The sequence below is a fragment of the Halobellus inordinatus genome (genome assembly GCF_024464655.1).
GTDB classification, from domain to species: Archaea; Halobacteriota; Halobacteria; order Halobacteriales; family Haloferacaceae; genus Haloquadratum; species Haloquadratum inordinatus.
Genome location: NZ_JANHAV010000002.1, coordinates 169,361 through 188,203, shown reverse-complemented (window position 1 = coordinate 188,203; position 18,843 = coordinate 169,361). Strand labels below are relative to the sequence as shown.

24 protein-coding genes and 1 tRNA gene are annotated in these 18,843 nt (G+C 66.5%); 16 read left to right on the top strand and 9 right to left on the bottom strand.

Going from position 1 to position 18,843, the window contains the following annotated elements; genetic code table 11:
* Positions 1 to 47 precede the first annotated feature (47 nt).
* Positions 48 to 983: a DMT family transporter gene (locus NO347_RS05245; protein ID WP_256288601.1), complete on the bottom strand. Its 936-nt coding sequence runs from the start codon at positions 981 to 983 to the stop codon at positions 48 to 50.
* A gap of 173 nt (positions 984 to 1,156) precedes the next feature.
* Between NO347_RS05245 and NO347_RS05240 the strand changes: the two genes are divergently transcribed.
* From NO347_RS05240 to ftsY, 6 genes are all read left to right on the top strand, one after another.
* Positions 1,157 to 1,309 (top strand): 50S ribosomal protein L39e, encoded by a 153-nt coding sequence (locus tag NO347_RS05240; RefSeq protein WP_049985609.1) that lies wholly within the window; start codon positions 1,157 to 1,159, stop codon positions 1,307 to 1,309.
* 2 nt (positions 1,310 to 1,311) lie between these two features.
* The gene (locus tag NO347_RS05235; protein WP_121568711.1) at positions 1,312 to 1,590 is read left to right on the top strand and encodes a 50S ribosomal protein L31e; all 279 of its coding nucleotides are present in this window, start codon (positions 1,312 to 1,314) and stop codon (positions 1,588 to 1,590) included.
* 1 nt (position 1,591) lies between these two features.
* A complete protein-coding gene (locus NO347_RS05230) occupies positions 1,592 to 2,257 on the top strand; it encodes a translation initiation factor IF-6 (protein WP_256288600.1) in 666 nt (221 codons plus the stop codon).
* Between the two features lie 174 nt (positions 2,258 to 2,431).
* Complete coding sequence (gene rpl18a, locus NO347_RS05225) at positions 2,432 to 2,617, top strand: 50S ribosomal protein L18Ae (RefSeq protein ID WP_256288599.1); 186 nt, start codon at positions 2,432 to 2,434, stop codon at positions 2,615 to 2,617.
* Positions 2,614 to 3,078, top strand: a complete 465-nt coding sequence (gene pfdA, locus NO347_RS05220) for a prefoldin subunit alpha (RefSeq protein ID WP_256288598.1) — start codon at positions 2,614 to 2,616, stop codon at positions 3,076 to 3,078. The genes rpl18a and pfdA overlap by 4 nt, the downstream gene beginning before the upstream one ends.
* An 85-nt stretch (positions 3,079 to 3,163) precedes the next feature.
* Positions 3,164 to 4,501 (top strand): signal recognition particle-docking protein FtsY, encoded by a 1,338-nt coding sequence (ftsY, locus tag NO347_RS05215; protein ID WP_256288597.1) that lies wholly within the window; start codon positions 3,164 to 3,166, stop codon positions 4,499 to 4,501.
* Positions 4,502 to 4,551: 50 nt separating this feature from the next.
* On the opposite strand, the gene NO347_RS05210 is transcribed toward ftsY, so the two are convergent.
* Together NO347_RS05210 and NO347_RS05205 are read right to left on the bottom strand one after the other, a co-directional pair.
* Positions 4,552 to 4,809 (bottom strand): DUF5789 family protein, encoded by a 258-nt coding sequence (locus NO347_RS05210; RefSeq protein WP_256288596.1) that lies wholly within the window; start codon positions 4,807 to 4,809, stop codon positions 4,552 to 4,554.
* A 125-nt stretch (positions 4,810 to 4,934) separates the two neighbouring features.
* Entirely contained in the window at positions 4,935 to 5,582 is a 648-nt protein-coding gene (locus tag NO347_RS05205) for a LysE family translocator (RefSeq protein ID WP_256288595.1), read from the bottom strand.
* A gap of 63 nt (positions 5,583 to 5,645) precedes the next feature.
* On the opposite strand from NO347_RS05205, the gene NO347_RS05200 reads away from it, so the two are divergent.
* From NO347_RS05200 to NO347_RS05185, 4 genes are all read left to right on the top strand, one after another.
* Entirely contained in the window at positions 5,646 to 7,055 is a 1,410-nt protein-coding gene (locus tag NO347_RS05200; RefSeq protein WP_256288594.1) for a signal recognition particle protein Srp54, read from the top strand.
* Positions 7,056 to 7,138: 83 nt separating this feature from the next.
* Positions 7,139 to 7,720, top strand: a complete 582-nt coding sequence (locus tag NO347_RS05195; protein WP_256288593.1) for a magnesium transporter — start codon at positions 7,139 to 7,141, stop codon at positions 7,718 to 7,720.
* Positions 7,721 to 8,278 carry a magnesium transporter gene (locus tag NO347_RS05190; protein WP_256288592.1) on the top strand — a complete coding sequence of 186 codons (558 nt, stop codon included), beginning with the start codon at positions 7,721 to 7,723 and terminating at the stop codon, positions 8,276 to 8,278.
* A gap of 76 nt (positions 8,279 to 8,354) precedes the next feature.
* Entirely contained in the window at positions 8,355 to 9,398 is a 1,044-nt protein-coding gene (locus NO347_RS05185) for a nucleoside recognition protein (protein ID WP_256288591.1), read from the top strand.
* Positions 9,399 to 9,443: 45 nt separating this feature from the next.
* Here the strand turns inward: NO347_RS05185 and NO347_RS05180 are convergent, their stop codons facing one another.
* Together NO347_RS05180 and NO347_RS05175 are read right to left on the bottom strand one after the other, a co-directional pair.
* Entirely contained in the window at positions 9,444 to 9,863 is a 420-nt protein-coding gene (locus tag NO347_RS05180; RefSeq protein ID WP_256288590.1) for an RNA-binding domain-containing protein, read from the bottom strand.
* Positions 9,860 to 10,504 carry an AAA family ATPase gene (locus tag NO347_RS05175; protein ID WP_256288589.1) on the bottom strand — a complete coding sequence of 215 codons (645 nt, stop codon included), beginning with the start codon at positions 10,502 to 10,504 and terminating at the stop codon, positions 9,860 to 9,862. Before NO347_RS05175 ends, NO347_RS05180 begins: the two co-directional genes overlap by 4 nt.
* Before the next feature lie 105 nt (positions 10,505 to 10,609).
* Between NO347_RS05175 and NO347_RS05170 the strand changes: the two genes are divergently transcribed.
* From NO347_RS05170 to mdh, 3 genes are all read left to right on the top strand, one after another.
* Positions 10,610 to 10,683 (top strand) — tRNA-Arg (locus NO347_RS05170).
* 345 nt (positions 10,684 to 11,028) lie between these two features.
* Complete coding sequence (locus tag NO347_RS05165; protein ID WP_256288588.1) at positions 11,029 to 11,181, top strand: hypothetical protein; 153 nt, start codon at positions 11,029 to 11,031, stop codon at positions 11,179 to 11,181.
* Positions 11,182 to 11,269: 88 nt separating this feature from the next.
* Positions 11,270 to 12,184, top strand: coding sequence for a malate dehydrogenase (gene mdh / locus NO347_RS05160; protein ID WP_256288587.1), 915 nt, complete (start codon positions 11,270 to 11,272; stop codon positions 12,182 to 12,184).
* A 60-nt stretch (positions 12,185 to 12,244) separates the two neighbouring features.
* Here mdh and NO347_RS05155 read toward each other — a convergent pair whose 3' ends face one another.
* The 4 genes from NO347_RS05155 to NO347_RS05140 form a co-directional block, all read right to left on the bottom strand.
* Positions 12,245 to 13,513: a hypothetical protein gene (locus NO347_RS05155; RefSeq protein ID WP_256288586.1), complete on the bottom strand. Its 1,269-nt coding sequence runs from the start codon at positions 13,511 to 13,513 to the stop codon at positions 12,245 to 12,247.
* A 63-nt stretch (positions 13,514 to 13,576) separates the two neighbouring features.
* Positions 13,577 to 13,975: a CBS domain-containing protein gene (locus tag NO347_RS05150; protein WP_121568726.1), complete on the bottom strand. Its 399-nt coding sequence runs from the start codon at positions 13,973 to 13,975 to the stop codon at positions 13,577 to 13,579.
* Between the two features lie 262 nt (positions 13,976 to 14,237).
* On the bottom strand, positions 14,238 to 15,971 hold the full coding sequence (locus NO347_RS05145) for an excinuclease ABC subunit C (protein ID WP_256288585.1): 1,734 nt from the start codon (positions 15,969 to 15,971) through the stop codon (positions 14,238 to 14,240).
* 70 nt (positions 15,972 to 16,041) lie between these two features.
* The gene (locus NO347_RS05140; protein WP_256288584.1) at positions 16,042 to 16,437 is read right to left on the bottom strand and encodes a hypothetical protein; all 396 of its coding nucleotides are present in this window, start codon (positions 16,435 to 16,437) and stop codon (positions 16,042 to 16,044) included.
* 98 nt (positions 16,438 to 16,535) lie between these two features.
* Between NO347_RS05140 and NO347_RS05135 the strand changes: the two genes are divergently transcribed.
* The 3 genes from NO347_RS05135 (at position 16,536) to NO347_RS05125 (ending at position 18,841) form a co-directional block, all read left to right on the top strand.
* Positions 16,536 to 16,826 (top strand): DUF7967 family protein, encoded by a 291-nt coding sequence (locus NO347_RS05135; protein ID WP_256288583.1) that lies wholly within the window; start codon positions 16,536 to 16,538, stop codon positions 16,824 to 16,826.
* Positions 16,827 to 16,934: 108 nt separating this feature from the next.
* Entirely contained in the window at positions 16,935 to 17,927 is a 993-nt protein-coding gene (locus tag NO347_RS05130) for an ABC transporter ATP-binding protein (RefSeq protein WP_256288582.1), read from the top strand.
* The gene (locus NO347_RS05125; RefSeq protein ID WP_256288581.1) at positions 17,924 to 18,841 is read left to right on the top strand and encodes an ABC transporter permease; all 918 of its coding nucleotides are present in this window, start codon (positions 17,924 to 17,926) and stop codon (positions 18,839 to 18,841) included. Before NO347_RS05130 ends, NO347_RS05125 begins: the two co-directional genes overlap by 4 nt.
* The last annotated feature ends 2 nt before the right edge of the window (positions 18,842 to 18,843 follow it).

The following is an 18,843-nucleotide window of genomic DNA, read 5'->3' as shown; positions in this document are numbered from 1 at the left end:
TGCTGGGCTGGACAATCACGGCTGCTGGGCTGGGCGATCACCGGCGCTCAATCGGCCTGCTGCGCCTGCGGCGTCGTCCCGTCTCGCCACCGCCGGAGTTCGTTCCGGATCGTCGTCCGCTTGACGAGTACGAACCCGACGAAGATGATCGCAAAGCCCAGCACGGTCGTCGGCGCGAGTCGCTCCTCGAGCGCGATCCACCCCGAGATGGCGGCGAAGATCGGAATGACGTACTCTAAGAGACTGACCTCCACGGGGCCGACGCGACGAAGCAGCCAGAAGTACAGGCCGAATCCGCCCGCGCCCGCGACGACGGCGAGGTAGCCGAGCGAGACGACCGCTTCGAGCGACCAGACGACGTCGGCCGCCGACTCCCACGGCAGCACGACGCTCGTCACGTGGAGGACGACCGCGCCGACGAACATCATCCACGCCTGTTCGGCCAGCATCGGCATCGTGTCGGCGGCGTCGTGCGTGAGCACTGCGCCGACGGCGAAGGTGACCGCCGAACCGAGCACGAGTACCACTCCGAGGAGGTCCGCACCGACGAGGTTGGCCGGATCCGGATTCGCGATGGTGACGACGCCGATGAAGCCGAGCGCGACCCCGACAACGCCGATCGGCGTGAGTCGCTCTCGCGTCGACGACAGCCGCGTCAGCGTCGGCGTGATGACGGGGATGAGACCGAGCAGGACGGCTGCGACAGCGCTCGCGACGTACACCTGTCCGGAGAACAAGAACGCGTGGTGGATTCCGATGAGGAGAACGCCGCCGGTCAGAATCGGCCGCCACTCCGCACCGTGGGGACGGATCCGATCGCCGCGCCACGTCGCGAGCGCGAAGAGCACGATCGCAGCCAGGTCGAAGCGAAGCGCAGCAAAGAGAGCGGGCGGGATCCACGCGAGGCCGGCCTTCGTCACCATAAACGCGGTGCCCCAGATGGCGGCCGCGAGCAGAAAGACGAAGGCAGTCAGATTACGCATTGACGTGAGAGACGACACGGGCGGTGTTGAATATCTCGAAACGGCGCGGCGGCGACAGCTCGGCACGGGGCAGATCAGAGTGAAACAGCATCGTTCGGGGCAGTGAGGCGCTCGCACGCGAGCGGCGTCGAAGGAACAAGATTTTATGCGATCCGGGGAAACAGACGAGCACTATGAGCAAGAAGTCGAAGGCCAAGAAGAAGCGTCTGGCCAAACTGGAACGCCAGAACACGCGCGTTCCGGCCTGGGTGATGATGAAGACGGACATGGAAGTCACGCGAAACCCCAAGCGTCGCAACTGGCGGCGGAGTGACACGGACGAGTAAGAATGAGCGCCAGCGACTTCGAAGAGCGCGTCATCACGGTACCGCTCCGAGACGTCAGCGTCGTCCCCGCCCACGAGCGCGCGGGTCGAGCGATGTCTCTGATCCGAGAGCACCTCGCGAAGCACTTCTCGGTCGAGGAAGACGACGTCCGTCTGGACCCCTCGCTCAACGAGACGGTGTGGGCACGCGGCAAGCAGAAGCCCCCGAGCAAGCTCCGCGTCCGCGCCGCCCGATTCGACGAGGACGGCGAGTCCATCGTCGAAGCGGAGCCGGCAGAATAACGTGCTCCGCGCCTCCTTCGCCGGGTCGCCCTACGTCGGCGTGTTCGCCCGTGCGACGGACGACGTACTCATCGTTCGCTCGGACGCCGAAGACGACGTCGTCGACGCGATGGCCGACGAACTCGACGTTCCGGCCGTGACGACGACCGTCGGCGGCTCCGGAACCGTCGGCGCGCTCGCGACCGGCAACGAGAACGGGATCCTGGTGACGAGCCAGGCGACCGAGCGCGAGAAGGAGGCCATCGAATCCACCGCGGGCGTCCCCGTCACAGAACTTCCCGGCCACATCAACGCCGCCGGGAACGTCGTTCTCGCGAACGACTACGGGGCGTACGTCCACCCCGACCTCACCGAGGAGGCCGTCGACGCCGTCGAATCCGCGCTCGGCGTCCCCGCCGAGCGCGGCGACCTCGCGGACGTCCAGACCGTCGGGACGGCCGCCGTCGCGACCAACGAGGGCGCGCTGTGTCACCCGAAATCCCGCGAGCCCGAACTCGAAGCGCTCGAAGCGCACCTCGACGTTCGCGCGGACATCGGGACCGTCAACTACGGCGCACCGCTCGTCGGCTCCGGGCTCGTCGCCAACGAGACGAGCTACGTCGCCGGCGAGGACACCACCGGCCCGGAACTGAGCCGGATCGAGGACGCCCTCGGCTACCTCGAGTAACCTCGCGTTCTCCCCGTCGGTATCACCGTCTGCAGAGGAGCGTCCAGTACGATCGCCGCCTCCGACTTTTGCTCCGAACGGCGTTTCTGAGAGCCGCTCTCACGGCGTGACTCGCGCCCGTTTTCGGGAGCCCGAGTAGGAAGATACTTCCCGCTCGCTCGGGAATCGAACGGTATGAGTAAGTTCGCAGTGAGCGGCCGGTTCCAGAGCCGCGACGGATTCAGCGAGTTCAACACAGTCGTCGAGGCTCCGAACGAGAACGTCGCTCGCGAGCGCGTCTACGCGAACGTCGGGAGTCAGCACGGTCTGAAGCGGACTCAGATCGAGATCGACGAAATCGCAACGGAGGCCGCAGCATGATGGGCGGCGGCGGTCAGCAGCAACTCCAGCAGCTCTCCCAGGAACTGCAGGCGATCGACGAGGAAATCGAGACGCTGGAATCCGAGATCGACGACCTCCAGTCCGAGCAGACGGAGATCGACGAAGCGATCGAAGCGATCGAGACGCTCGAGACGGGATCGACCGTGCAGGTCCCCCTCGGCGGCGGCGCGTACCTCCGCGCGGAGATCCAGAACATCGACGAAGTCATCGTCGACCTCGGCGGCGACTTCGCGGCCGAACAGCCCGCAGACGACGCCGTCAGCGCGCTGCAGACGAAGCAGGACGCTCTCGACGACCGCATCGACGAGGTCCGCGAGGACGTCGACGAACTCGAAGACGAGAGCTCCGAGCTCGAACAGCAGGCCCAGCAGATGCAACAGCAGATGCAGCAACAGCAGATGCAGCAGATGCAGCAGATGCAGGAAGGCGACGACGAATAACGCAACCGCAGACTCGATTTACGGGTGCGCCGCCGTAGAAGCAGCACCCAGGCAGTAGACGACCACGTAACAGCGGCAGACAACTATGTTCGACGGACTGAAAAAGAAGCTCAACAGTTTCCGCGAAGACGTCGAGGAGACGGCCGAAGAGAAAGCAGAGGAATCAGCGGCCGAACTCGACGAATCCGAGGCCGAGGCGGCGGACACCGAGGACGCCGCCGGCGGAGTCGAAACGGCGGCATCCGCCGAGGAGGGGACCGAAACGACACCGGAGGGTGGCGAGGTCACCGAACCAGACACCGTCACCGCGGAAACGGCCGAACCCGGCGACGAGAGCGCGGAAACTGCGACCGCTGAGAGAGACCACGCGGCGGCCGAGACGACAGCGGCAACCGGCGATGAAGCCGCAGCAGAAACCGGTGGTGAGACCGTAGCGACCGAGGCAGACGGTGCGGACGAACAGCCCGCCTCGCTCGCCTCCGAGGAGGCCGCAGCCGCGCTGCAGGACGAAGACGAGGAGGACGACTCCGGTCCCGGTCGGCTCAAGCGCGCCGCAGCGTTCGCCACGGGGAAAGTGATCATCGAGGAAGAAGACCTCGAAGATCCCCTCTGGGAACTCGAAATGGCGCTTCTCGAAAGCGACGTCGAGATGAACGTCGCCGAGGAGATCCTCGACACCGTCCGCGAGAAGATGATCGGGGAGACGCGCGCGCAGGTCGAGACCACGGGCGAACTCGTCGAGACCGCGCTCCACGACGCGCTCTACGAAGTCATCAGCGTGGGGCAGTTCGACTTCGACGCGCGCGTCGAGTCGGCGGAGAAGCCGGTCACGATCGTCTTCACCGGCGTCAACGGCGTCGGGAAGACGACGAGCATCGCGAAGTTGGCCCGCTACTTCGAGAACCGCGGGCTCTCGGTCGTCCTCGCGAACGGCGACACCTACCGCGCCGGCGCGAACGAGCAGATCCAAAAGCACGCGGACAACCTCGACACGAAACTCATCGCCCACGAGCAGGGTGGCGACCCCGCCGCCGTGCTCTACGACGCCGTCGAGTACGCCGAGGCACACGACATCGACGTCGTCCTCGGCGACACCGCAGGTCGGCTCCACACCTCGAACGACCTGATGTCCCAACTGGAGAAGATCGACCGCGTCGTCGACCCCGATATGACGCTGTTCGTCGACGAGGCGGTCGCGGGCCAAGATGCCGTCGAGCGCGCGAAGACGTTCAACGACGCCGCCGAGATCGACGGCGCGATCCTCACGAAGGCCGACGCCGACTCCAACGGCGGCGCGGCCATCTCCATCGCGTACGTCACGGGCAAGCCGATCCTGTTCCTCGGCGTCGGACAGGGCTACGACGACATCGAGCGATTCGACCCCGAGCGGATGGTCGAACGTCTGGTGGGCGAGGAATCGTAGCCGTTCTTCGATAGCCGTAGCCGCTTTTCGATTTTCGATAACTCCGCCGCCTACGCGTCGCCGTCGGACTGGAACGGCTCGCCGACCGCCGATCTGGGCAGGAGGTTCAGAAACTCCAGTTCGAGGTCGTCGCTCGAGGTGAAGCGGTAGCTGTCAGACTGCTGGATCACCTCGCCCACGGTGACCGAGCCCTCGGCCAGTCGGACTGTCAGGTCGCCGCACTCGCTGGTCACGCGCGACGGCGACACGGGGAACGAGAGCCCGGAGAAGACCGTGCCGATTCTATTGAGTCTGATCGATTCTGTCATACGTACCTCTAGTACGTTCGGAAATATAATAAATGTATATGATATTTCTGAGGCCCTCCTCATCGGAGTGTGTGCCGTCGTGGGACGAACACCGTGCGAACGGGTCAGGGACGCGCTCGGGAGAGTTATTCGACCGCCAGCGCCAGTCCGAGCGAGATCATCGCACCGCCGCCGAGCCAACTCAGCCGGGAGGTCGTCGCCGACGAGGACAGCGCCCGCCCGACCCGCCCGGACGCGACGCCGATACCGCCGAGGTACACCGCCGTCAAGGCGGCGTACGTCGCTCCGAGGAGGAGCATCCGCGGCGCGGCGTCCGGCCCCGACCCGGCGAATCCGGGGAGAAAGGCGAGAAAGAACAGCGCGACTTTCGGATTGAGCGCGTTGACGAGGACACCCCGGCGGAAACTTCCGGCTGCGGTTGCGGCCGCTGCGTCTCCGTCCGGTTCCGTCCCCGAGTCGGACCCCATCGAAGACCCGAACTCGTCGTTGCGGATCGCCTGCACGCCGAGGTAGAGCAGATACGCCGCGCCGACGTACTTCACGACCTGATAGGCCGCGGGCGCGGCGCGGAGGAGGGCGGCGAGGCCGAGCGACGCCGCCGCGGTGTGAAAGAGCACGCCCGTCGCGATCCCGAGCGCGGAGCGCACGCCGGCGTCGCGGCTCTGGATCCCCCGCGTGAGGACGTACATCGTGTCCGGTCCCGGCGTGAGAATGAGCGCGACTGCCGCCGCACAGAACGCGAGATACGTCGAGAGGTCGGGAAGGACCGCCATCACCGCAGCGTCGTCCGCGGCGCAGAAAAAGCCTTTACCCGCGTGGCGGCGTAGGAGGTGGTAATGGTACTCGACAATCTCGGGAGTTCCCTCCGCAGCAGTCTGGATAAGCTGCAGGGGAAATCCCGCCTCGACGAGGAGGACGTCGAGGAGATCGTCAAGGAGATCCAGCGCTCGCTGCTCTCTGCAGACGTCGACGTCAGCCTCGTGATGGACCTCTCCTCGTCCATCGAAGAACGCGCGACAGAAGAAGAACCGCCCGCCGGCACCTCCGCGCGGGATCACGTCCTCAAGATCGTCTACGAGGAACTCGTCGACCTCGTCGGCGAATCCACCGAGCTACCGCTGGAGTCGCAGACGATTCTCCTCGCTGGCCTCCAGGGGTCGGGGAAGACCACGAGCGCCGCGAAGATGGCGTGGTGGTTCTCGAAGAAGGGACTCCGTCCCGCCGTCATCCAGACGGACACCTTCCGCCCCGGCGCGTACGACCAGGCCAAGCAGATGTGCGAGCGCGCCGAGGTGTCGTTCTACGGCGACCCCGACGAGTCCGACCCCGTCAAGATCGCCCGCGAGGGCCTCGAAGCGACGGAAGACGCCGACGTTCACATCGTCGACACCGCCGGGCGACACGCGCTCGAGGACGACCTCATCGCCGAGATCGAGGAGATCGAAGACGTCGTCGAACCGGACCGCTCGCTCCTGGTGCTGGACGCTGCGATCGGGCAGGGCGCGAAAGAGCAGGCCCGCGAGTTCGACGACGCCATCGGCATCGGCGGCGTCGTCGTCACCAAGCTCGACGGGACGGCGAAGGGTGGCGGCGCGCTGACGGCCGTCAACGAAACCGGCTCCTCGATCGCCTTCCTCGGGACGGGCGAGACCGTCCAAGACATCGAGCGCTTCGAGCCCAACGGCTTCATCTCCCGGCTGCTCGGGATGGGCGACCTGAAACAGCTCTCCGAGCGCGTCGAGCGCGCGATGGCCGAGACCCAGGAGGAAGACGACGACTGGGACCCCGAGGACATCATGGAGGGCTCGTTCACCCTCAAGGATATGCAAAAGCAGATGGAGGCGATGAACCGGATGGGCCCGCTCGATCAGGTCCTCGATATGATCCCGGGCCTCGGCGGCGGTTTCAAGGATCAACTCCCCGACGACGCGATGGACGTCACCCAGGACCGGATGCACTCGTTCGACGTCATTATGGACTCGATGACCGAGAACGAACTGGAGAATCCGCGTTCGATCGGTGCCTCCCGCGTCCGCCGGATCGCCCGCGGCTCCGGGAAGGACGAGGAAACGGTCCAGGAACTCCTCGAACAGCACAAGATGATGGAGCAGACCATCCAGCAGTTCCAGGGGATGGGCGACGGCGATATGCAGCGGATGATGAAGAAGCTCCAGAATCAGGGCGGAGGCGGCGGAATGGGCGGCCTCGGCGGCGGCGGTGGCGGCGGTCTCGGACCGTTCGGCTAACTTCGACTCGAACGTAGCGTCTGTGGCGGCGTCCGCATCCAGGACACGCCCGATTTTTTACCCCCCGCGTTCTCGACTCCCGTATGACCGTCCGGGACGCCGCACGCGAGGCTTACCGCGAGGCGCTCCCGGCGCTCGCCGCGAGCCTCGTCGGCGGCCTCATCGCCGGCGTCGTACTCAGCGGGATGCGCGCGGAACTGCGCGACGTCTCGGGACTCCTCGTGCTCGTGCCTGCACTACTTGCGACCCGTGGCAACGTCTACGGCTCGCTCGGGGCGCGGATCTCGACCGCGCTCCACCAGGGGCTCGTCGAACCGCGGGTCCGCGGCGGCGACGAACGACTCAAGTCGGCGGTGGCGGCCGCGCTCGCGAACGGTCTCCTGGCGTCGGCGTTCGCCGCCGTCGCCGTCTTCACGATTCTCTCGCTGCTCGGAAGCTCGGTCGCGCCGCTCCCCGTACTGGTCGCGATCGCGCTGCTCGCGGGGCTGCTCTCCGGCGTCGCGCTCTCTGCGGTCGTGGTCACCGCGGTGTTCGCCGGCTACCGACGCGGCCGCGACCCCGACACGCTCGTCGGACCGCTCGTGACGACGACCGGCGACGTCTTCGGCGTGTTCTTCCTGCTCGCGGCGGTCAGGATCGTCCTCGCGCTCGCAGAGGTGATCTAAGTGTCTACCGAGTGGACCGTTCGGGCGATCACGCGGGCGATGCTGCCGATCCTGCTCGTCCTGACGCTCGTCGAGGTCGGGAGCGGCCTCGTGCTCGGCCGCTTCGAGACCCAGTTGCTCCAGTATCCGACACTGCTCGCGCTCGTTCCCGTGACGATCGGGACGGCCGGGAACCTCGGAAGCATCCTCGCCGCTCGGCTCTCGACGGCGTTCCACCTCGGGACGCTTTCGTTCGACCCTCGCGACGAGAACCTCGCCGGCAACGCGCTCGCGACGTTCGCGCTCGCGGTCTCGATCTTCCCGGTCGTCGGCGTCGGCGCGTGGGGGCTCACAGCGCTCGTGAGCGGCGCGCAGTTGGCACCCCAGACTGTCGTCGCAATCTCGCTCGCATCAGGCATCGCGCTGGCGATTCTCGCGATCGCGGTGACGGTCGCCGTAACCTACGTGGCCTACCGCTTCCGGCTGGATCCCGACGACGTCGTGATCCCGATCGTGACCAACACCTGTGACGTCCTCGGGGTAGTGGTCCTCTTTGCGACCGTGCAACTGCTCCTGTGATCGAGGCCGGCGCTGCTCCGCCATCCCGTCTCCGTGAACCGACGCCGATTAGTCCGCCGGGTTCCGAGGGTGAGACGTGCAACCGGGAGCGGCCGTCGACACCGTCTGGCCCGTGCTCGTCGAGGTAGCGCCGAGAGTCGCCCGCATCGCGGTCTTCATCGCCGGCGGCGTCTTTCTGGCCAACGTCGCCGTCGGCTTCGGCCTCGTCGAGAAGATCGCCACGTTCTCGAAGTACCTCACGCGACCCGCGAACCTCCCAGACGAGGTCGGAACTGCGATCGTCACCACCGCCGCCTCGACGACGGCGGGGTACGGAATGCTCGCGGACTTCCGCGAATCGGGACGGCTCGACGACGCCGAGACGCTCATCGCGGTCACGATGAACACGTTCTTCGGCTTCGTCCAGCACATCTTCACCTTCTACGCGCCGGTGTTGATCCCGATTCTCGGTCTCGAAGTCGGACTGCTCTACGTCGGTTCGCGCGCCGCGATCGCGCTCGGGATTACGATCGCCGGCGTCCTCGCCGGCGCGGTGTTGCTCCCGCGGGGAGGGACAGAGGTGGATCGACAGGACGACTCGGTGACGACCGACGGCGGCGCAGAGAGCGCAGTCGGCGACGGCGGGCGTGCGGCGACGGCGGACCACGCCACCGACGACGAGTCGGAGTCGATCCCCGACGTACTCCACACCGCGGCCGAGAAGACCTGGCCGAAGATCCGGCGGATCGTCCCGCGGCTCGCGGTCGTCTACGTCCTCGTGACGCTGCTCGTGCGAACGCAAGACGTCCAGTCGATCACGAGCGTCGCAGAGCCACTGACGTCGCTGCTCGGACTGCCGGCGGCGTCGCTGCTGGTGGTTGGCGTCTTCGCGTTCGACACGACGACCGGAGCCGCGACGATCGCGCCGATGGTGGGGTCGACGTTCACGCCGCGGACCGCGGTGGCGACGATGCTCCTGGGCGGGATCATCTCCTTCGCGGTTTCGACGTTCAAGCGCTCGATCCCGTTCCAGTACGGGATCTGGGGACCGCGCTTCGGCTCGAAAGTCATCGTCGTCAACACGGCGCTGAAAATCGTCTTCATCGCCGCCGCGTTGGCGATACTGCTCGCGCCGGTCTGACCGTCGGAGCCGACTCGGTCCGGGCGGACGACTTGGGGCCGCAGTTCAGTCGCGGTCGTCGACGTCGACCGGACGGCCGTCCTCGGTCGGCGGCGCGACGTGGTCGATGTACGCCTCGACGTCGGGTTCGTGTACGGTGACGTGGACCTGGATGTCGCCGAGTTCGTCGGGGTTGCCGACGGCGAAGTTGATGACGCCTTTGAACGCCGCCTGCTTCTTCAGCGCGAAGGAGAAGCCGTCCTCGTCCGCTCGCTTGAAGAACTCTCGGCGGGCCGTGTCGAGGATCTCCTGTTCGTGGAGTCGTTCGGAGAATCGCTCCAGCGAGTGCGTCTCACCGGCGAGTTCGCCCGTTTCGTGCTCGAACTCGACGTTCGGAAAGAGATTCCGGACGGCGTCTTCGACGCGGGCGGTCACCTCTGTATCGCAGACCGGTGCGACGATCCGAGCCTTCACGCGGTAGATCATCGGTGATCACCCGCGTTCGCTTCAGGTTTCGGGTCCGATGCCGACGGGTCGAGGACGTCGGACGCGACCTGGACGGACTCGTCGTCGTCGACGCTCGCGAGGTCGCGGTCGAGGATCGCGCGGATGCGCTCGCGGAACGCGTCGAGGGTGTCGGTATTCTCGACGACGACGTCGGCGCGGTCCATCACCTCGCCCATCCCGAATCCGAGTTCGCGCTCCTCGCGGTCGCGGAGCGCCTCTCTGTCGATGTCGGAGTCGTCGCGAGCGCGGTCGAGCAATCGCTCGGCGCGGGTCTCGAACGGCGCTTCGATGCTCACGAGCAGGAACTCCTCGCCGAACGCCTCGCGGAAGCGGTCGAGTTCGACCTCCGAGCGCAGGCCGTCGACGAGGACGGTGTCGTGGGTTTCCAGTTCGGCTTCGATCAGTGGCAGCGAGCGTTCGGCGATCGCCGCGGGGCCGTCCTCCTCGCGGAGCGTTCGCGCCATCTCGCCGTGGTGTTCTGCGGGGTCGAAGCCGCGCTCGCGGCAGGCCTCACGGATGACGTCGCCCATCGTGACGACCGGAACGTCAGCCTCGCGGGCGACCGCGGCGGCCTCGCCCTTGCCGCTTCCGGGCAGTCCGACGGTACCGATGACCTTCATTACGCGTCGATTCACGGCACCCGACCTTACGAGTTCCGCTCGCGCGGGCGCGCCGGCGACGAAAGCCACATCCCTTTTTACTGCCCACCGAGTGCCTACCCACGAGGGCGCGTAGCTCAGTTGGACAGAGCGTCGGACTTCTAATCCGATGGTCGCGGGTTCGAATCCCGTCGCGCTCGTGAAATCAGAGATTTCACTCGCGCGACGTACTCCCGATCGGTTCCCTCTCGGGAGTCCCGTCGCGCTCGTTGTGACCGCCGAGAATAGCGAGGCGTGTCGAACCGTATCGTAAGGGATTCGAATCAGGGAGCGACTGCAAGGAGCGACCGTGGTTCGAATCCCGTCGCGCTCGTGAAATCGGATATTTCACTCGCGAGACGTACTCCCGGTCGGTTCCCTCTCGGGAGTCCCGTCGCGTTCTGCCGAGTACGGGTGTCCGTTTTCACTCGACGAAGATCGCTCACGGTCGGTCAAAACTCGACGTCTGACGGGGCTATTTCATCTCCGAGTCGAGTATTTCATCTATGCAAGACGCACCCGGAATGAGCTGTGCGTGTGGCAAAGGGCACGACGAACTGAAAGAGTGTTCGGGGTACTGTTCGGACTGCGGCACCAAACTAGAATGGATCTCCCGCGGCGTCGGCGCGGAGATCAAGGCCTGTCCGAACTGTAATTGAGTTCCGTTCCGTCCACCTGTTTCACTGCGATCCGACGACCCGCGAAGCCGAAGCGTTTAATCGAATTCCGAACCCTGTTTCGGCTGATATGACGAAAGTCAGTGTAGTCGGTGCCGCCGGTACGGTCGGTGCCGCCGCCGGGTACAACCTCGCGCTTCGTGACGTCGTAGACGAACTCGTCTTCGTCGACATCCCCGACAAGGAAGACGAGACGATCGGACAGGCCGCGGACACGAACCACGGGATCGCCTACGACTCGAACACCGAAGTCGTACAGGGCACCTACGAAGACACCGCCGGTTCGGACGTCGTCGTCATCACCGCCGGGATCCCCCGCCAGCCCGGACAGACGCGAATCGACCTCGCGGGCGACAACGCGCCGATTATGGCCGATATCGGCTCCTCGCTCGCCGAGCACAACGACGACTTCGTGTCCGTGACGACCTCGAATCCCGTCGACCTGCTGAACCGCCACCTCTACGAGTCCGGCGACCGCGACCGCCACAAGGTGATCGGCTTCGGCGGCCGCCTCGACTCCGCGCGCTTCCGCTACGTGCTCAGCCAGCGCTTCGACGTGCCCGTGAAGAACGTCGAGGCGACGATCCTCGGCGAACACGGCGACGCGCAGGTCCCCGTCTTCTCGAAGGTCCGCGTCGACGGCACGGACCCCGAGTTCTCCGCCGACGAGCGCGAGGAGATCCTCGGCGACCTTCAGGAGTCCGCGATGGACGTTATCGAACGGAAGGGCGCGACCCAGTGGGGGCCCGCGACCGGCGTCGCACACATGGTCGAGGCCATCCTCCGCGACACCGGCGAGGTCCTCCCGGGGTCGATCGCGCTCGACGGCGAATTCGGCTACGAAGACACCGCCTTCGGCGTCCCCGTCAAACTCGGCTCCGACGGCGTCGAGGAGGTCGTCGAGTGGGACCTCGACGACTACGAGGCGGACCTGATGGACGACGCCGCAGAGAAGCTCTCAGAGCAGTACGAGAAGATCGCGTAGACCCGAACGGAGCAGCCGGAACCTTCCCTGCACCTGGTTTTTTCGCCGCTCGAACGGGCCTCAGTCCGTCACGACGCTCGCGACCGACGGAATCGCGTCCACGACGCCGACCGCAACCCCGTAGCAGGCCAGCGCGTGCGCTCGCGGATAGTTGTCGAGGATCTCGCCGTCGGTGAGGAATCGGTCCCCCTTCGAGAGGTACATCGCTGCCCGACGCAGGAGCCATTTCTCGAAGGGGTCGCCTGCGGCGGCAATCCGATACGCGCCGTCGACGGCCCGCCGTTTCGCGTCAAATAGCAGTCGCTTCGGGACCGACTGGCGACCGCGCAACCGCTCGACGGCGTCACGGCCGGTCGAAAAGCCCTGGAATTCGACGGCCGCTTCCGCGAGTTGGACCGTTTCGAGCCCGGAGAGCCCGTCTCGACGCGCCCACTCGGCGTCGTCGAGGCTGTTTTCACCCGGATGGAGCGTCAGGAGGCGGTTCCACGCGGTGTCGCGCGGCGTCTCCTCGTCGGTGTGACGCTCGTGGTACCACTCGTTGTCGTGCGACGACTCCTGTGCACGCTCGCGGTACGCCTCGCGGGCCGCCGTGAGTCCGATCGACGCGGGAGCGGACTGCCGAGCACGGAACGTCCGATAGAACTGGCGGGCGTCGCTCAGAAACCGGACGGAGCGCTCGTGGTTTCGGACGGCCCGAGCCAGCGCCTTCTTGCGGACGCGTTCGGGCTTCTCTGCGAGTTCGTCGCGGTCGACTTCGGCGTTCTTGCCGGCGATCACCGCCGCGTGGAGCCACGACTCCACGAGGTCGATCCAGACCATCGTCTCCGCGGGCCCGTCGCTCTCGTAACTGAGCGTCCCGCGCAGGTCTTCGATGCCCGCGGCCGGGCCAGTCTGTGCCGCACCGGATAGCTCGATAGACACGTCGTCGAGGCCGGCGGCGGCAACGCCGAACGTCTCGGCGACGTACCGGACGTGGTACCGGGCTTCACTGATCGTATCGAACGAGGCCGCGTGCGAGCCGTCGAGGAACTCTCGCGCGGACGCGACGCTTCCTTCGTAGCCGAGGAACCGTTCGCCCTCGAAGACGCCAGCCGAGCGCGCGCGTTCGACGATCGGTTCGGCACGCTCGAGGAGGTCGCGGAGGTGCTCGATCGCGACATCCCGGTGTGGCGGGCGCACGACGGCGACGTCCTGGTGTGAGACCCCGTCGGGCACGGGGACGGCCCACGGCCCCGCGGCGGCCACGGCGCCGCAGCCAGCGAGCGCGGCGAGGCCCGCGGCGGCGCCACCGCGGAGGAGGGAACGGCGTGAGAGGGAGGGACCAGTCACGCCACGCGCTTCGAAAGTGACGCTAATACGTCTTTTCGTCGGCGCGACAGTCGTTCGGCCCGGCTACGCCTTCGCGGCTTCGAGATGCGAGATGTACGACGCCAGGTCGGTCGTCGTGACCATCCCGATGACCGCGTCGTCGGCGTCGACGACGGGCACGTGGTGGATGCCGTGTTCGATCATCGAGTCGGCGACGTCGGCGATCGGGACCTGCGCCGTCGTCGTGACGTCGGCGTCGGACATGTACGCGGAGACGGGCGTCTGGTCCTTCGGCTTCCGCTCGGCGACGATCTTCACGAAGTCGGTGTTGGTCAAGATCCCGACGAGTTGGCCGTCGTCGACGACGACGACCGAGCCGATCTCTGCGTCCAGCATCTTCTGTGCGGCCTCCTCGACGAGCGTGTCCGGCGAGACAGTGTGTACTGGCGAGGACATTACCCGTGCGACGAAGATGTCGTCCATACCTCGACCTGGTGCAGGAAGGACTATTAAGGATTCTGCCTAGTGGTACCAAACTACACTGCGAACTGCATTGCAGAGCGGAGGCGCGGTCGGTCACCGACCGAGCGTTTATATCCGATTCCGGGACCAGGCCCGGCGTGACCTAAACGAGGTCCCGCGCCGGGTAGCGGTCGCTCGGCACGTCGGCGCGGGAGCAGGGACGTGTGTCGACTGTTCGCCCCAACAGGCCATATTCGCGCGGTCGCAGGACCCCAAAGGCGCATCACAGCCGTTCGCGTATCGACTGCGCCGTCTTCTCGCCGACGCCCGGGACGTCGATCAGATCTGCAGTCGACGCCGCGCGGACGTTCTCGACGCTCCCGAACCGCCTGAGGAGCGCCCGCCGCGTCTCGGCGCCGACACCCGGGACGTCTTCGAGCACCGTCCGGACGTCGTCGCGGAGCGTCTGGTGGTACTGGACCGCGAAGCGGTGCGCCTCGTCGCGGACGCGCTGGAGGACGTGCAACGCGGGGTCGTCGTCCGCCCAGTCGTAAACCCGATCAGGGGTGACGACGAGTTCGTCTTCCTTCGCGAGCGCGACGACTGGCACGTCCCAGCCGGTCTCGGAGAGTGCGGCCTGCGCGGCCCCGAGTTGGCCGTCGCCACCGTCGATCAACAGAAGGTCGGGATCGGGTCGATCGTCTCGTCCCTCGATCGCCCGTTCGGCCCGCCAGCGGACGAGTGCGCGCATACTCGCGTAGTCGTCGTTGCCGTCGGGGAGTCGCTTCCGCCGGTAGTCGGATTTCTCGGCGGAGCCGTCGACGAAACAGACGTCGCTGCCGACGACGGCTTTTCCGCCGGCGTGGCTCACGTCGAACCCCTCGATCCGGTCGACGGTCGACAGCCCCAGCGCGTTCGCGAGGGGCCCGAGTTCGTCGCCGTGGTCCGGCCCGCTCCGGGCGTTCTTGAGCGCGAGGTCGACGAGCTTCGCCTCGCGTCCCGCGCCAGGCACGCGGACCTCGACGCCCTCGGCGTTGAGCCACGCCGTCACGTCGTCGTCGTCCGGACGCTCCGAACAGAGGATCGCATCGGGGAAGTCGCGCTCGGCGTAGTACTGCGTGAGGAACGCCGTGAGGACGGCGGCGGACCGCTCGCCGCCCTCGGGCGCGTCGAGACGGTGCCGCGAGCGGTCGACTAGCTGGCCGCGTTCGCTGTGGAGTCGCGCGACGGTTGCGGTGTCCCCTTCGACCGATACACCGAGAACGTCGACCGCTCGTTCGTCGGACTGCGCTGAGACGGCCTCCTCGCCCGCGCCGTGGAACGATTCGACCGCATCGAGTCGGTCGCGGAGGTTCGCCGCGCGCTCGAACTGTTCGGCCTCCGCCGCGTTCTCCATCGCACGCCGGAGCGGGTCGGCAAGGACGCCGGTTTCGCCCTCGAAGAAGCGGACCACCGACGCGACGTCCTCCCGGTAGGCGTCGGCGTCGATCTCGTCGGTACAGGGCGCGCTACACAGGCCCATCTCGTAGTCCAGACACGGGCGGTCGCGGTTCGCGTACTTGTGATCCGAGCAGCCACGGAGGCCGTAGGTCTCTCTGAGCGCTTTCACCACGGTCTCGACTCGGCCCTTGTCGGTGAACGGGCCGAAGACGGTCGCACCGGGGTCGGGATCTCTCGTGACCGCGATCCGTGAGATTGGATGGTCGGTGAGCTGGACCAATGGATAGGACTTGTCGTCCTTCAACCGGACGTTGTACCGCGGCTGATGCCGCTTTATCAGATTCGCTTCGAGAAGCAGCGCCTGCGTCTCGGTGTCGGTTACGGCGACGTCGATAGACCGAGCGCGCTCGACCATCTGCCGGATGCGCTCGCCGCGCGGATCGGCGTACGAGCGGACGCGATCTCGGACGTCGACGGCCTTGCCGACGTAGAGGACGTCCTCGCCGTCGAGAAACTGATAGACGCCGGGGTCGGTCGGTAACTCCGCGGCGCGGTCGCGAAGTTCGCTGCGCTCCATCGAGTCGATGTAGCGGGCGAATAGGCTTGAGAGTGACGTGATCCGCGGGTGGCGATGTGACCTGAGACAGTTACGGTTGCGCTGCTCGGCGGCGGACAGTGAGGAACGCGAGGTTTTGGAGACTCGTGAGGAGGAACGCGCCGGCGGTGCTCGAACGGGGAGCAAGCTCCAGAATGTCCGTCCCGATGAGATAGAACGCCGTGAACTCTGCTGCTGCCACCGCTCCCACGAGGACGGTCCAGAGGACCGCCTGCCACGCCCGATCGTAGGGCGGCCAGTACTCGTCGTACGCCGTCGGCACGCCGACACCGAGGAGCAGCAAGAGCAGGAAGCCGCCTGCATCCGTTCCGACGCGCGACTGGAACGCGTAGGCCGTGGGGAGCGCGATCGCGATCGCCGTGAATATCGTGAGCTGTCGCTGTGCGGTGAGCCACCGATAAACGGCGGCGGGTCGTGTGGAGGGCATAGTGGGAGATACGCCGAACGACAGTAAGAAAGTTGACCGCGCAGCCGTCGAGCCACCGAGGCGGTAGCTACAAACCGCTCCTCGCCGATCCTCGGAGTATGGACGACGGCGACGATTCCACCGACGACAACACGGTTCGCTGCTGGCTCGTCGAACGGACGTACACCGACCGCGGACTCGTCGATATGGTGTACGCGACGCCGGACGGGTCACAGCTCCGTCGAAAGCAGGTGTCGACGACGATTATGCGACAGCGCGGGGTCGGGACGACGGCCGCCGTGGACGTCGACCGTGACGACCTCGAACCGGTCGACGACGAAGTCCGAGAGCGCTACGCTGCGGAAGTCGAACGGATGCGTGAACAGCACGAGCCCGACGACGAAGTGTAGTCCATCCGAAGAGAACGCGACGCAGACACGGCGAGCCTCGTCCTGAACGAATCTCAGAGCTGATTCTGCCACCAAACGCTTTATGCACGGACCTGACAACCCTCGCCTATGGCCGCCATCGAACTCGACGGGTTGACAAAGCGGTTCGAGGACGTCACCGCCGTCTCGGACCTCTCGTTGACTGTCGAAGAGGGGGAGGTGTTCGGCTTTCTCGGCCCGAACGGCGCGGGGAAGTCGACGACGATCAACGTCCTCCTCGATTTCGTCCGCCCCACCACGGGGGCTGTGACCGTACTCGGTCACGACGCCCGTGCGGAGAGCGTCGCCGTCCGCGAGCGAACCGGCGTCCTCCCGGAGGGATTCGACGTCTACGATCGGCTGACCGGCCGTGCCCACGTCGAATTCGCGATCGACTCCAAGGAGGTCGACGACGACCCCGACGCCGTATTAGAGCGCGTCGGGCTCGCCGACGCCGCGGACAGACAGGCCGGAGGGTACTCGAAGGGGATGCGCCAGCGCCTCGCGCTCGCGATGGCGCTCGTCGGCGACCCCGACCTCCTGGTCCTCGACGAACCGTCCTCGGGGCTCGACCCGGCCGGCGCGAAGGAGATGCGCGAGATCGTACTCGAGGAGGCCGACCGAGGCACGACCGTCTTCTTCTCCAGCCACATCCTCGAACAGGTCGAGGCCGTCTGTGACCGGGTCGGGATCCTCCGCGACGGCGAACTCGTCGCCGTCGACTCCATCGACGGCCTCCGGGAGGCGACCGACGCCGACGCCACGCTCTCTGTCTCCGTCGGCGACCCGGTCGGCGACGAGGTGCTGGCTGCCGTCGGCAACCTCGACGGAGTCCAGAGCGTCGACCGCGACGGCGACGGTTCACTTCGGGTCGCCTGCGACAGCGACGCAAAGACCCGAGTCGTCACAGAGCTAGAAGACCGCGGCGTCGCCGTCACCGACTTCACGACCGAGGAGGCGTCCCTCGAAGACCTGTTCCTCGCGTACACCGAGGGTGGAGGCGTTGCCGAGGCCGACGCCGTCGAGACGACTGACAGTGGATCGCCCGAGTCGGCCGCCGACGACGTGGAGGTGCGACAATGAGCTGGCAGGCCGTCGCCCGCAAGGAGTTCCGCGACGCGATCCGCTCGCGGTGGCTCCACGGCTCGACGCTGTTTTTCGCGCTGTTCCTCGGCGGAGCCAGCGCACTGTTCTTCGGTGTCCTGCTCCCGCCGGCGAACCGACAGGTATCGAACCTCTTCGGGTTCTTCGCGAACCTCGGCGTGTTCAGCTTCTCGTTCCCGGCGCTACTCGCGCTCGTGCTCGGCTTCATCGCGCTCTCGACGTCGTACGGCTCGATCACCGAGGAACGCGAGACAGGATCGATCAAGCTCCTGCTGTCGCTGCCGAACTCGCGTCTCGACGTCGTCGTCGGGAAGCTTCTCGGCCGGTCGACAGTCATCGTGGCCGCGCTGCTCGTCGGGTTCCTCGCGACGTTCGTAGCCCTCGTCGCGACCGGGACGCGACTGCAGCTCGGCGCGTTCGCGCCGCAGGTCGCTCTCACGGCGATTCTCGGCGTCGCCTTCGTCTCGATCGGACTGAGTCTCTCCGCGCTCGCGGATTCGAACCGCGAGGCGACGCTCGCGACGATGGGGCTGTACTTCGTCTTCGCCGTCCTCTGGGGATCGATCGCGGAGGGGATCCCGAAGCTCCTGAACTACACTGCAGAGCAGGTCGGGATGAGCGTCGGAGAGCTCACCCGCGTCAAGCTTGGCGTGTTCCTGAAGTACGTGAACCCGCTGAAGGTCTACGAGACGCTCGCGGCCGGGCTGTACTACGAGCCGGCGCGAGCGCGGCTTCTCAGCACCACGCTCGGGGAGCGAGCGGTCCTCGGATCGACCCTGCAGGAGTCGATGCCGTTCTACTTCACAGATTGGTTCCTCTTTCTGCTCTTGCTCGCGTGGATCGCCGTGCCGGCCGCCGTCGGCTACTGGGCGTTCGAGCGCGAGGACCTCTGAGG

Bases quoted from the DNA above. Each gene is read 5' to 3' on its own strand.
- NO347_RS05245 (WP_256288601.1), bottom strand. From the start codon at position 983: ATGCGTAATCTGACTGCCTTCGTCTTTCTGCTCGCGGCCGCCATCTGG.
- NO347_RS05240 (WP_049985609.1), top strand. From the start codon at position 1,157: ATGAGCAAGAAGTCGAAGGCCAAGAAGAAGCGTCTGGCCAAACTGGAA.
- NO347_RS05235 (WP_121568711.1), top strand. From the start codon at position 1,312: ATGAGCGCCAGCGACTTCGAAGAGCGCGTCATCACGGTACCGCTCCGA.
- rpl18a (WP_256288599.1), top strand. From the start codon at position 2,432: ATGAGTAAGTTCGCAGTGAGCGGCCGGTTCCAGAGCCGCGACGGATTC.
- pfdA (WP_256288598.1), top strand. From the start codon at position 2,614: ATGATGGGCGGCGGCGGTCAGCAGCAACTCCAGCAGCTCTCCCAGGAA.
- ftsY (WP_256288597.1), top strand. From the start codon at position 3,164: ATGTTCGACGGACTGAAAAAGAAGCTCAACAGTTTCCGCGAAGACGTC.
- NO347_RS05210 (WP_256288596.1), bottom strand. From the start codon at position 4,809: ATGACAGAATCGATCAGACTCAATAGAATCGGCACGGTCTTCTCCGGG.
- NO347_RS05205 (WP_256288595.1), bottom strand. From the start codon at position 5,582: ATGGCGGTCCTTCCCGACCTCTCGACGTATCTCGCGTTCTGTGCGGCG.
- NO347_RS05200 (WP_256288594.1), top strand. From the start codon at position 5,646: ATGGTACTCGACAATCTCGGGAGTTCCCTCCGCAGCAGTCTGGATAAG.
- NO347_RS05195 (WP_256288593.1), top strand. From the start codon at position 7,139: ATGACCGTCCGGGACGCCGCACGCGAGGCTTACCGCGAGGCGCTCCCG.
- NO347_RS05180 (WP_256288590.1), bottom strand. From the start codon at position 9,863: ATGATCTACCGCGTGAAGGCTCGGATCGTCGCACCGGTCTGCGATACA.
- NO347_RS05175 (WP_256288589.1), bottom strand. From the start codon at position 10,504: ATGAAGGTCATCGGTACCGTCGGACTGCCCGGAAGCGGCAAGGGCGAG.
- NO347_RS05165 (WP_256288588.1), top strand. From the start codon at position 11,029: ATGCAAGACGCACCCGGAATGAGCTGTGCGTGTGGCAAAGGGCACGAC.
- mdh (WP_256288587.1), top strand. From the start codon at position 11,270: ATGACGAAAGTCAGTGTAGTCGGTGCCGCCGGTACGGTCGGTGCCGCC.
- NO347_RS05150 (WP_121568726.1), bottom strand. From the start codon at position 13,975: ATGGACGACATCTTCGTCGCACGGGTAATGTCCTCGCCAGTACACACT.
- NO347_RS05145 (WP_256288585.1), bottom strand. From the start codon at position 15,971: ATGGAGCGCAGCGAACTTCGCGACCGCGCCGCGGAGTTACCGACCGAC.
- NO347_RS05140 (WP_256288584.1), bottom strand. From the start codon at position 16,437: ATGCCCTCCACACGACCCGCCGCCGTTTATCGGTGGCTCACCGCACAG.
- NO347_RS05135 (WP_256288583.1), top strand. From the start codon at position 16,536: ATGGACGACGGCGACGATTCCACCGACGACAACACGGTTCGCTGCTGG.
- NO347_RS05130 (WP_256288582.1), top strand. From the start codon at position 16,935: ATGGCCGCCATCGAACTCGACGGGTTGACAAAGCGGTTCGAGGACGTC.
- NO347_RS05125 (WP_256288581.1), top strand. From the start codon at position 17,924: ATGAGCTGGCAGGCCGTCGCCCGCAAGGAGTTCCGCGACGCGATCCGC.